The following is a 12,280-nucleotide window of genomic DNA, read 5'->3' on the forward strand; positions in this document are numbered from 1 at the left end:
TTAAAGCGAAGGAGCTTAATAAGTTGACTGCGTTTACTTTGTCTCAAATTTTGGTGGCGATAGCCATTATCTTCGATCTGATTTCGTTTCAATTTAAGGTGCGGGAGCGGATAGTTGCCTGCCTTTTTGTGTCTGGCATCTTGATTTCAATTCATTTTTGTTTGCTGGAGCAATGGACTGCCGCAGGCTTAATGGGCATAGCCACAGTGCGTTATCTCACCAGTATTTTTACCACCTCAAAAGTAGCCCTATGGTGTTTCTCTATTGCTGCACTTGTGATGAGCATTGTGACCTTTAATGGGGTAACGACTGTGATCAGTTGTATAGGCACCTTGTTTCAAACCCGCGCCGCATTCTGTCAAAGTGATAAAGATCTCAGACTGCTTATGATAGTCGGAACCAGTTTTTGGCTCGTTCACAATGCCTTAGTGGGATCGCCCGTGGCAGTGTTAATGGAGGTACTCTTTATTGGCAGTAATTTGGTGGGCTATTATCGACACTATTTTCGTGGGCAGCTTAAGCAATTACCGTGATCAGTTTAAATAATCTCATTGATAATTAGAAAGATATTTACTTTATAACGGCGAATTACAGTGACTGTTGTAATCGTCGCTTGGCCGTCGATGTGAAGCTAATGCCAGTGTGGGTTGGATCTGGAATGATTAGAGTCCCGCGACGGCTTCCATATCGAGTTCGATATCTGTGCAGCCTTTAGCACAGTAAATGCCTGCGGCTTGTTCTGCCTTTGCCTGCTCAGGCAATATGACTTTAAGTGTCTGTTTACAGCTAGGACATTGCACTGGCTTACCTTTAAATACCCGTTTAATTAGATTTTTCTGTTCATTAAACGAGGTCGCTGTGGTTTGGTTTAACACGGCAAAGGGGCTAGTAGAAGCAGTTGTCATCGGTTGGCGGATCCTTAGGCTTGATAAAGTATTATCACGAGAGTGTTATCGCGAATAGCGAGATTATAGCCTGAGTTGCGCTGTTATTGAAAAGCCTCAATGTAAGCTCATGCTTAACCCATCGACCAGTGGTATTAATAGTCAATTAACGTATCGACCATCACATATGATGGCCGACATTGTGCGAGAAACGACTAGAGGGTGTTTTGCCAAGTCGATGGGCGAGAGTAACGTGCGCCATCTTTGACTCTGGCGCGGATGTGTTTGACATCATTAAGCTTGAAAGCTTGGCGGTAGCTTAGCCAAGGTCCTGAGTCGAGTTGGTATTCCAACTCGGCATTGGGATATAAGCTATTGAGCACTAACTGCTGATGTTCAACACGTATTCCTGGCGGTGCTATGCGATAGAAAACTCCCGCTTTTGCTAACTTAGGTTGCACTTTATTGGCATAAACCGCGGCGAAGGTTTGCCAATCCTGTTTGAGGACTTGCTCGGCTTGGCCCTTGAGTTGGCGGGCGAAATGTTGAGTTTGCTGGCTATAGATTTTACCTTGATAATCATAGGCTAATTCCCATGGTGCTTTATGCCATGCCCGTTCGGCGAGGGCGACCATGCGCGGAAATAACATGTATTCTGCTTGCTCGTCCGATTGCACCATTTCGCTCCAAAGATGCCCCTGCAAGCCGTAAAAACCGTGTCTCGGTTTGAGCTGGCTGTGGCTATCGTCCGACACAAATGGCTGATTTAAGCTATTGTGCCAGCGCTCGGCATGGGCGGGCAGATTATCGGGCATAAAGCTAAACACCTTAAAACTGTCTATTGCCCTCGAGGCCCAATGATTGCCGCGCTCATCTGGATGGCTAGCGTAGGGGAAATCAAAATAGGTGACTTCTGGCGTTGAGATAACGACCTTCCAGCCCAAATTTGCTTGCTTATGGGCGATTTGATGGCCGTTGTCTGAAATCTGCGACCAAGCGTTAGATTGCACTTGGGCGGGCATGTTTTCGGGACGCACTTCACCCATACCATCATTCCAACCAGCGGCAATAATCCCTTTCTCCGCCAGCATATTAGCAACGCGTTCGATAAAGTAACCATTGAGCGAATGCAGTCCGGCTAACTCATCGGCTTTTTGTTTTTTCATTGCGATACACGCGGGGGATTCTACCCAAGCGCCTGCGGTTTCATCGGCGCCTATGTGGTAATGCACTAATGGAATGCCTATGGCTTGGTGCATCTTTTTAACTTCATCAAGCACAGTATCGATAAAGTGATAGGTGCTCGGCAGACACACATTGAGTGTGTTGTCGTGGTAATACTGAATCGACGAATATTGGGTTTTATCTGTAAATTCAGTCAGTAAAAACTCCTCCGCCTTAGCTTTGTCTCCCTTGGCGAGGTAATGGTGATAACGCGCCTCCATGGATTTTATTGCGGCGCGTGAATGCCCCGGCATGTCCAGTGAAGGGATCACTTCGATATGGTGAGCATCAGCCAGTTGTAATATTTCTTGGTATTGCGCCACGGTTAAGTAGCCATCGACGGGGTTTACGTCCGCTATGCCACTGCCCAGTTGTGGCAATAAACAGGTTTGCTCGGTTAAATCGAAACAGCGTTTTGCGCCCACATCGGTCAGTTCAGGTAAGCCTGGGATGGCTAAACGCCAACCTTCATCGTCGGCTAAGTGCAAATGCAGCTTATTGATTTTATAGGCGGCGAGCTGTGGGATAATGCGTTTAATAAAATCGAGCGAGTGAAAGTTACGGGCTAAATCGATATGTAGGCCGCGAAAGGCGTAGCGAGGCTGGTCTTGAATATCGATGGCGACCAGTTGATCGTCACTTAAACTGATCAACCCAGCTAGGCTCTGTAGGCCATAAAAGAGTCCAGCTTCACTGCTTGCTCGAATACTGATTTGTTCAGTCGTTATGGTTAACCGATAGGCTTCGCTGCTTTTAATTTCACTATCATGGGCTTCAGTGCTTGCGACTTTAGGTGCTTGAGCATCGAGTTGCAATAATAGCGGCGTGCCTTTGTCCTTGGCCGAAAAGCCTAAAGAATCGAGGTAATCAAATGCCGCCTGCCGTCCCTTAAAATCGACAGTTGCAGCCGTGAGTCGATAACCTTTAGCAAGGGATAAAGGCGCCGAGTTTAGGCTTTGGCTATGAAGTGGCGTGGGGATAAGTTTGCCGCTAATGTCAGGTGCTTTGTCTGCGGCTAAGGCTTGATATTGCTCTGCTAAATACTGGCCATCGGCAAAGGGGGTTGCATCGTTTTTTGCCAGTAAGAATTGTTTCTCGGCATTAAAAGGCGCGAGGTAGTCTTGCTCGGCTAAACCCGTTTCTGGATCGCGCCTTGTTTGAGTGCTCTTTATGACCTGCGCCTTATCGCCCATAGCGACAAAGAAGTTTGGCATAAACTCGGAACGGGTGATTTGGCTGCCTTTGCTATAAAACTCAATACGATAAACTTGATTGGCGACGAATCCCTTAAAGCTGGCTTTAGGAGTGATTTTATGTAAATCGCCATTGATATGCTCAATGCTAAAGTCACCCGCATCGACGAAATAAACGGGCGATAATTGGCTGAAATAAATTTGCCAGTCGCCGTGATTTAACTCTTCGCTGGATAACTTGTCGTTCGATAGCTGAGTGGGCAAGGTCAGCTCAATGGCGGAGCGATAGCATTGGGCTTCTTTAGCGGGACAGGTTTCAAGATAACTGGCGGTTAACTGATAATTTAATTGGAGCTTATCGGCTAATTGATTAAGTGCGACATGATTTGCCTCCTGCACAGCATTGGCGGCCTGTACTGATGGCATTACAAGTATTGAAAGCACCGACGCCACGGGAAGCACTGCCATGACGCTGCTGACTAAGGCCGTCTTAATCCTCTGCCACTGTATTTTCCCTTTCTGTGTTATTTGTCCTTTCACTTAGCTGAGTCCTTTTGTTGTAAAAACCACGGCGCTGCGTCGATCAATTGCTGGAGCATTGTGATGTTAGTTGAAACCGCTTGATTTTCTGTTGTTGTAAAAACCACTGCGCGGCACCTATGAGGGCTGCATTGTGATGTTGGCTGGCTGAAATCGTCAAGTCTGTCAGTTGCGGGCCATAGACTAAGCTTTGCAATTTCTGTTTAAGCGCTTCAATAAAAAAGGGAAAGCTTTGGCTGACTGAGCCGCCAAGGATGATATCTTTGGGATCGTATACCAGTAAGGTTTGGGCGATCATGTGCGCCAAGTGTTCGCCAAAATGGGCGAAGGCTTGCAGCGCTTGGCTGTCACCTTCACAGGCTTTTTGGTACAAATGCTCACCACTCATCTGGTGATGAGTGGTGAAGTATTGCCCCGAGCAGTAGTGCTCAATAATGCCATCACGATAACTCAAACTGCCGATTTCACCTGCGGCGCAATGTTTACCCGAATACAGCTGACCATTAAAAATCACCCCAGCGCCCACGCCAGTGCCTAAGGTAATCCCGAGCATGTCTTGATTGCTGTTGAGCACAGCTTCGCCAAGGGCAAAGAGGTTAGCATCGTTATTCACAACGACGTCAATTTCAAAGGTATTTTGCAGCTGCCGGGCTAACTGAGTCGCCGTCAGCGCCGGGATATTGAGCACTTCGAGTAAGGTGCCGCTCTGCATATCCACCATGCCTGGGATACCGATGGAAATGCCAGAGGTTTCGGGCGTGAGGTGACTGTGGATGCAGGTCACGAGAAAATCGAACAGTTGCTCAAAGTTGCCATCGGCGGGAACGGGATAGCGCCAAGTGTCGAGTAAGGTTTTACCTTCCACCTGTGCCAACATCAGTTTAGTTCCCCCAAGATCTAAACATAGGACGCTCATAATAGCTTGTTGCCTCTCGTGTTGTTTGTTGCCATCGGCTCGTCATTCTTTGAGGCCGCTTTTGTTGAAAATAATGTGGTGTTTTTAATCAAGGGACGAGCCGTTAGGGCGACATAACCTATGTAAGCCATAGGGATTAGCAGCACTAACATCCCGAACCGTAATTCGCCGGACAGCTCACTGATAACACCAATGATCGGCGAGATAAACGCGCCGCCGATAATGCCGGTACAGAGAATGCCGGCGAATGATCCATGATCTTGAGTGCGCGAATTGAGCGCCAACGAGAAGATCACCGACCACATGATAGAAATGAAAAAGCCAACCAATGGGAAACAAATTAATGTTAGTTGGCTCGGTCCCCAAATCGCCACCAGAAAACAAACCAGTGAACTAAGGGAAAAACTGAGCAGCAAGATCTGACTGTCGATAAGTTTAAGTAGCAGCAAACCGAGTAGGCAGCCGAGCGTCATGTAAAACCAAAAATCGCTAACCACATTGGCGCCGACACTTAAGGTATCAAGACCATGATATTGCAGCAAAAAGACTGAGATACTGTTAGCAAGCCCTTGCTCAAGCGCAACGTAGGCGGCGATAGCGAAGAAGAATTTCAAAACGGTTTTATCTTTGAAAAGGCGTAAATGGGTCTCGAGGGCACCTGCCGACTCATCTGCCAGTTTATTCACTTTGGGCATCTTCACTAGGCTGGCAAAGAGCACCATGGCGAGCGCGACCACGGCGAATAACCAATACATGGCGAGCCAACTCATGTTCTCGGGCAATAGCTGTTGCACATAGTTGGCTGATGCAACACTGGCTTGATCTAAGGCGACAAAATGCTGATACACCAGCGGCGCTAAGGTCGCGGCGCCGCCAAAGGCAAGTTGGGCCAGTACGGAGAAAAAGGCAAAATGCTCAGGCCCCGCAGCTTGTCGCAATAAGGGATTCACTGCTACCTGCAATAAACTCATGCCAGTGCCAATACAAAACAGGCTAAACATGGCGATGCTAAAGGTGGGCAGACACACAAAAGTCACGGCGCCGATAAACGCCAGGCTAAAGGCTAAGATGATCACCCGCTTTTCACCGTACTTGTCCACCAAAATCCCCGCAGGAATCGATGTCACGCCGTAGGCGATAAAAAACGCAAAGGGAAATAACCCCGCCAACGTCAGGCCGATAGCATAACTGTCAATTAACGCAGGGAAAATCGGCCCCATGCTGTTGGTCATCAAAGAAATCACAAAGAAAGTGCAGAGAACAAACAGAATGATGAGTTTGTGTTTCATGTGCTTAGCCAATTGAATTAAGTGAAATTCATTGTGGCTTGACGCTCGCCTTGGTGGTGATACGAATGGTGCCTCTGTCGATACTTTTCTCACATAGTCAAATCGTGTTTGCGCTGATTGGGTTGATTTACATCAGGTGCTGTAAATACTTGCTGTAGATAGTGGGCAGCAGATAGTTGCTGCGGATGAGCATAGAGAAAACCATGTTTTAGCCTCTGCTGATAACCTATTTACTTGTAAAATAGTTACCTTTAATTAACATTGGATAGAATAGTATTGGAGTGGCGGATTTTAGTATCACTGCAAGGCTGACTTGCTATAGACAATAGTGCGCGAAGGCACAGCTATTTCGCCGCGCTGATAGGTCAAGGCTGGCATTAAAAATAAGGTCTAAGTAATTGAATAATTTAACAGGTTTGCATAACGGCTAGCTTGAGTGAATGGCGTTGAACTATAAGAGCTGATTGAAGCTAAGGTAAAGGAATGAGCAACTGGAGTTTAATGGATGAAACCTCTGTGTGAAAAAGTGATCCCCGATGAAAATAGCTCTTGGCGTTACTTTCGTTATGAATGGGACCACATGGATCTCAATTGGCATTATCACCCCGAGTACGAAATCTGCTTAACCCTCAACAGTTATGGTATGCGTTATGTGGGCGACCATATTGCCCGTTATGGCGATTATGATTTAGTGATCATAGGCCCAGATATGCCCCACGGCTGGCAATCCGAGGTTAACCTTGGTGTTTCAACTGACGAGATATCAAATGGCAACGCGCTAAAAGACGACACTTCGAATGCGAGAGTGCAGGAAGTTGTTTATGTGGCACAAATTCCAGCGGTCTGGCTACACCAAATTGTGAATGAGCAACGTGAGTTAGCGTCTTTGCATTCACTTTTGACCCATGCCAAACGAGGTGTGTTGTTTAGTGAGGAAACGGCGCGTAAGGCCCATAGTGTGTTTATCGCGATGGAGACGGCCAATCCTTTTAGACGCTATATTTTGTTATTGGAATTATTAGCATTATTACAACAGGATAGTCAGCAAGAACTCTTGTCGAGCACCTTGTTTACCCACGGTAGTAAACTCGACTTTACCGTGAAAAAGCTCGATAAAGTGATTGAGCATATCTATGACAATTACACTCAGGCCTTGTCGGCACAGGATTTGGCAAAGTTGGCGCATATGAGCACCAATCACTTCCATCGCTTCTTTAAAAAACGCACCGAGAAAACCTTAACTGAGTTTATCAATCAACTCAGGATAGCTAAGGCGTGCAAGTTACTGCTGTCAAATCAAAGTCCGATATCAATCATCAGCGATCAGTGTGGTTTCAACAACTTATCCAATTTTAATCGGCGTTTTATTCAATTTAAAGGTGTCACGCCGAGTCGTTTTCGTCAGTGCTTTAGCAGTAAACAAAGGGCAATTTAACCATTCTTATCACGGATGCTTAGGCTGAAAATACTGCTCCACTAAGGTTTGGCTGTAGCGTATCGCTTGCGCCGTGATCTCCGCTGAAATCGGCTCAAATGGGCGCTTCAGTTTTGGGTCGCGGTAATCCATTCCCGCTAACAGCGCATACCAAGAAGGGCGAAAGTAGGCGAGTTGCTGATCGTATTGGTAAAGCAGCAGATCAAAGTCTTCCCCTTGATACCAAGCTTGCAATAGTTGCGTCAGCCTTTGGGAAATGGTGACTTTTCTCGCCGCCAACCAATAGGGTTCGCTGCGCTGGCTGGTGACATAATGGGCCTGAATATAATCCTTTATGCCGAGCACTAACTGCATGACCGCCTGATTGAGTGTTTGTCGACTTAAGGTCTCTGCCTGCTTATTCAATTGATAGCGCTCGAATAACGACATAAATTTTTCAAGGGTAAATTGGGTCATCATGATGGACGTGGCTTCGAGTGGTTCGATAAAACTTTGCGCGAGTCCTATCGCCAACACATTGTTGTGCCAAGCCTTGTCACTGACACCGACCCGCATTTTGAGAAACCGTACTTGGGTTGATTCAGGCAGATTAACACTGTGCAATAATTCTTTGGCCGCGGCATTGGCACTGAGGTGGCGACTGCTATAAACATAGCCATTGCCAAGCCTGTGGGTGAGGGGAATTTGCCATAGCCAGCCCGCACTGAGCGCCGTTGCGCGGGTATGGTACTTGGCTTGCTGTGCTTGGGTTTGCAATGCATGGTTTTGTAGATCATGGGTTTGCTGTGTTTGAGTGGTGTCCATTAATGCAGGAACAGGAACAGGAACAGGTACAGTGACGGCGCTGTCGTTGAGCAGTTCATTGGCGAAGGATTGAAAGGGTACGCCTAGGGTTTTATGAATTAACTTAGCGCTAAAGCCGCTGGCATCGATAAAAAAGTCGGCGTTAAGTCGTTCGCCATTCGCCAGCATTAAGGCGTCTATATGTTGGTTTTGGGTTGTTGAAACTTCAATGACATCGCCGATGAGGTGTTTTACGCCGCGTTGGCAGGCATAATCTTTTAAGTAATTGGCCAGCTCAGTGGCATCGAAGTGATAGCCGTATTCGTTAGCGCAGGGCATTGTTTTATTCGGCCTTGGGCTGAGATTGTGCTTGGCCAATACGCCGCTGGAGAAAAATGCATCGGGTTTAACGGCATTCCCATGCCCTCGGCGTCTTGCATTGGCGTTGATAAAGAAAACTTCAGCGGGTTTCACATCCATTTGACAATAGAAGGGGTGAAAGTATTGCTGCCCGTCCCCATTCCAGTTGATGAAATCGATGCCAGTTTTATAGCTGGCGTGGCATTGTTCCATCCAATCTTTTTCGCTAATGCCTAAGTTGTCCATAAAGCGTTTCAAGTGTGGCGTTGAACCTTCACCAACGCCTATGGTGCCTATGTTGTCCGATTCCACTAAACAGAGCTCAATGGCGGCAAATACGGGGTTATTCGCGAGGGCTGCCGCTGCCATCCAACCTGCGGTGCCGCCACCTAAGATAATGATTTTTCTGATTGCTTGCTTCACTTTCATGGCTTATCCCCGCTGCATTATCAACGCAAAAAGCCGACCCTAAGGTCGGCTATGGTGTGACTCAAGTTTAAAATTTGTAGCTGGCACCGACGAAATAACGCGAACCAAATTCGATGGTGTTTTGGGTTAATCCGTATTTAACATCATAGGATTGCACCACTTCATTGGTTAAGTTAACCCCTTCGAGTGAGATATCTAAGTTCTCCATTGCATGCCAAATAATCGAGGCATCCACTTGTTGATAGCTGTCGTTTAACACGTTTTGAATATTACCCACGCCTAAGTATTCTGAACGCCAGTTATAGGCGATACGGGCGCTGAACAGATCATCTTCGTAGAAGAGTGAGCCGTTGAAGGAGTTTTCTGACACACCTTCAATCATCTGCTCGGTGCCATCAGGGCGAGTGCTTTTACTGTCAACATAGGTGTAGTTGGTTAAGAAGCCAAAACCGCTTTCAAAGTTATGTTGTAGCTGGATTTCAAGCCCAGTAACAGAGCCGCTACCGCCGTTGGCTGGGGCTGTGACACGGCATTTATTCCACTCGGATTCTGACGCGCCGCAACCTTCAATGTACTGAGTCGACTCAGTGACAAACACTACGTTATCAATATCTTTGTAGAACAATGCTGCCGACAGCATAGAAGATTCAGTGAAGTACCATTCGATGCCAAGGTCGGCTTGGTTTGCCTTATAGGGTTTTAAATTTGGATTACCGCCGGTTGCAGTACCAAAGTTTTTCGCTATGGCTAAACCTGGTTTGAGGTCGCTGTAGTTGTTACGCGCCATCACGGCAGAGGCCGAGGCACGTAGGATTAGATCTTCTTGTAGATCGAAGGCGACGTTGATACTCGGTAACCAATTATCGTAATTAACGGATTCATTGTAGGGTTTGCCATCGGCAAAACCGGTTGAGGTTTGGTCTGTGTTAACGTAACGCAAACCAAAGTTACCACGATAGAATTCGCCGCTGAAATCCGCTTGGGCGTACAGGGCCAACATATCCTCTTCGACAGTGAAGGTGTTACCGAGATCGGCGACTTCCACTAACTCGCCATTGGCGTATTTCTCGCTGATAAACGCCCACCATTTGTCTTCATCTAACTTGGCATAGGAGTCGAGCACATTGCCGCCGCTCTGGGAATGCAGGCCAGACAGTACGCCATCGCTCCAGTTGGCTAGGTTGCCATTGGGCACAAAACCTAAGATTTCTGGGGGGTTACGGTTGAAGGCATTACGCTTGAAATCACTGGTGTTGTACTTAATCCCGACCGCAATTTTATTAATAAAATCATGATCGAGTTGATATTCGAAGTCAGACTGTGCGTAGGTGACTTTATGATCTTGCACTGTGGTTTCGTAGTTGGCCTCTTGGGCGTGCTTGAACTGGCTAGCATCGTTGGCATCTAGGCTCGTGAGCACCACTTGATAGGGACCTGTGGCATCGTAACTAAAGCCACCATCGACACTGCCTTGACCATTAGGGAAGGCGGGATCGCCAATTTTGCCGCCTTGATCCGTCGCAGGGATCCACCAAGAAGATGAGCCGCCTTGGGTGCCGCCATCTGAGGTCGATTGGCCAATGACGCCGCTAAGGGTGAAACTGTCCCCGACGTATTTTCCGGTTAAGTTGAGTACGTCAGACTTCATATTAACCGCGTGGCGTACCACAGGGTTATAAATAATCGACGCATACGCTGGCAGAATTGTTGCCGATGCTGTGCCGCCTTGGGCGTTATTTACTACGTTGGTGGAGCCCGAACCGCGGGCGCCAACGGTTAAGAAGTTATGGTTTACGTGGGGGATATCGAGTTCAAAATTAAAGTAATCTAAAGTGAACTCTGTTTTTTCAGTCGGTGCAAATTGCAGTGTAACTTGGGCACTGGTCCGTTCACGTTCGGCCCTAAACGCCTGTGAGCCAATCCCCCACGCCCCGACAGTTGATTCTTGGTTTTGTGCAGGATCAGCGGCGAAGTATTCATAATAACCACTGAGAGATTCCAGTACTTGGCGGCCGCTGGTAATTTTTTCTACTGAATAGGCGCCTAAAATGCCGAACTTTTCATCGTCATTTTTCCAGCTTCCGAGGAATGAGCCACTCGGGTCTGTTTCATCGTACAGGCTGCTTTGGCTCAGCTCGCCAGCGACTTGATAGGTGTGGGCATCGAGATCTAAGGGCTTGCGGGTTTTGAGATCGACAGTGCCGCCCAGCGCACCTTCTTCAAGGCTAGCGGTTGGCGTTTTGTGGACTTCAACCGCACTGACTTGCTCGGCTGACAATAATTCCATGTTGAAGGTACGAGTGGCAGGACCAAGATCATACCAAGAGGTGCTCGCAACGGTTTGACCGTTCAGCAAAATACGACTCTGTTCTGGCGCTGTACCACGAATGGTGACCCCACTCACTTCACCGTATTGCCTATCGACCGTCACCCCAGAAATTCGCTGCAGCGCATCACCGATATTTTTATCGGGAAACTTACCGATATCTTCCGAGGTGATAGCATCGACCGTGGAGTCGGCGAAGCGTTTGGTATTCATTGAGGCTTCAATCGAGCGACGTATGCCGCGTACTTGGATTACCTCAATATTTTCTGCCGTTGCCTCTTGTTGCTCCGCCGCGACTGCGGTTGAGCTCATCCCGAACAAGGCGTTAGCGATACATAATGCGAGCAAAGAGCTCTTAAATAGTTGACCTTCTGACATGTTATTGCATCCCTGTAGTGCTTTTATGTTGTTTTTTTCTCCAGTTAACTTACCTGTTATCGAATTGTTGATGCGGTACTTTTCACACTAGGATTGGTATTTTTCTATTGTCTTTGAAGCCTTGGGTAAGGGGGATCGTTAATACCAATCGTATTAAATATCTGTTCATTCAGCGGGAATTCAACGCGCTTTAGACAAGGCGAAGGCTTGAAGGCATAGTGGTGCTCTGTCGAAAGCCTTAAACGCAGTATAAAGCGCGTTGAAACCCGCCCTTTGGGAGCCACACAGGTATCCCACTCCGGTGTTGCATTGACTTAAAAGGGAATGACCATTTCTGCGTCAATGCGCCTTGGATTGAAATGCCTGTGAGGCTCTGAACTGATTAGATATTTAATGTGATTGGTATAACTGGGGCAAAGGCAGAATTTATCGACTTAGCGTAGAAAAGTATGGCTTGTTGCTAGGATGGTATAACTAATGCCGGCGGGATTACTCACTATAGATAAGCTAAACGGATAAGTGA

9 protein-coding genes are annotated in these 12,280 nt (G+C 47.3%); 2 read left to right on the top strand and 7 right to left on the bottom strand.

The features are described from left to right. Window positions 1–23 precede the first annotated feature (23 nt). Window positions 24–533, top strand: coding sequence for a YgjV family protein (locus L5M40_RS05750; RefSeq protein ID WP_263175382.1), 510 nt, complete (start codon window positions 24–26; stop codon window positions 531–533). 129 nt (window positions 534–662) lie between these two features. Here the strand turns inward: L5M40_RS05750 and L5M40_RS05755 are convergent, their stop codons facing one another. The 4 genes from L5M40_RS05755 to L5M40_RS05770 form a co-directional block, all read right to left on the bottom strand. Continuing rightward, on the bottom strand, window positions 663–905 hold the full coding sequence (locus L5M40_RS05755) for a hypothetical protein (RefSeq protein ID WP_006080930.1): 243 nt from the start codon (window positions 903–905) through the stop codon (window positions 663–665). Window positions 906–1,099: 194 nt separating this feature from the next. After that, window positions 1,100–3,841, bottom strand: a complete 2,742-nt coding sequence (locus L5M40_RS05760) for a family 20 glycosylhydrolase (protein ID WP_263256403.1) — start codon at window positions 3,839–3,841, stop codon at window positions 1,100–1,102. Between the two features lie 43 nt (window positions 3,842–3,884). Then, window positions 3,885–4,757 (bottom strand): ROK family protein, encoded by an 873-nt coding sequence (locus L5M40_RS05765; protein ID WP_263175377.1) that lies wholly within the window; start codon window positions 4,755–4,757, stop codon window positions 3,885–3,887. Continuing rightward, window positions 4,754–6,046, bottom strand: a complete 1,293-nt coding sequence (locus L5M40_RS05770) for an MFS transporter (protein WP_263175376.1) — start codon at window positions 6,044–6,046, stop codon at window positions 4,754–4,756. Before L5M40_RS05770 ends, L5M40_RS05765 begins: the two co-directional genes overlap by 4 nt. A 505-nt stretch (window positions 6,047–6,551) precedes the next feature. Here L5M40_RS05770 and L5M40_RS05775 point away from each other — a divergent pair. Beyond that, window positions 6,552–7,481 (top strand): AraC family transcriptional regulator, encoded by a 930-nt coding sequence (locus L5M40_RS05775; protein ID WP_263175375.1) that lies wholly within the window; start codon window positions 6,552–6,554, stop codon window positions 7,479–7,481. 9 nt (window positions 7,482–7,490) lie between these two features. Here the strand turns inward: L5M40_RS05775 and L5M40_RS05780 are convergent, their stop codons facing one another. The 3 genes from L5M40_RS05780 to L5M40_RS05790 form a co-directional block, all read right to left on the bottom strand. After that, a complete protein-coding gene (locus L5M40_RS05780) occupies window positions 7,491–9,053 on the bottom strand; it encodes a tryptophan halogenase family protein (protein ID WP_263175374.1) in 1,563 nt (520 codons plus the stop codon). A gap of 67 nt (window positions 9,054–9,120) precedes the next feature. Further along, window positions 9,121–11,757 carry a TonB-dependent receptor gene (locus tag L5M40_RS05785; RefSeq protein ID WP_263175373.1) on the bottom strand — a complete coding sequence of 879 codons (2,637 nt, stop codon included), beginning with the start codon at window positions 11,755–11,757 and terminating at the stop codon, window positions 9,121–9,123. A 104-nt stretch (window positions 11,758–11,861) separates the two neighbouring features. After that, window positions 11,862–12,041: a hypothetical protein gene (locus L5M40_RS05790; protein WP_263175372.1), complete on the bottom strand. Its 180-nt coding sequence runs from the start codon at window positions 12,039–12,041 to the stop codon at window positions 11,862–11,864. Window positions 12,042–12,280 lie beyond the last annotated feature (239 nt).

The organism is Shewanella sp. SM68 (genome assembly GCF_025653925.1).
GTDB classification, from domain to species: Bacteria; Pseudomonadota; Gammaproteobacteria; order Enterobacterales; family Shewanellaceae; genus Shewanella; species Shewanella oncorhynchi.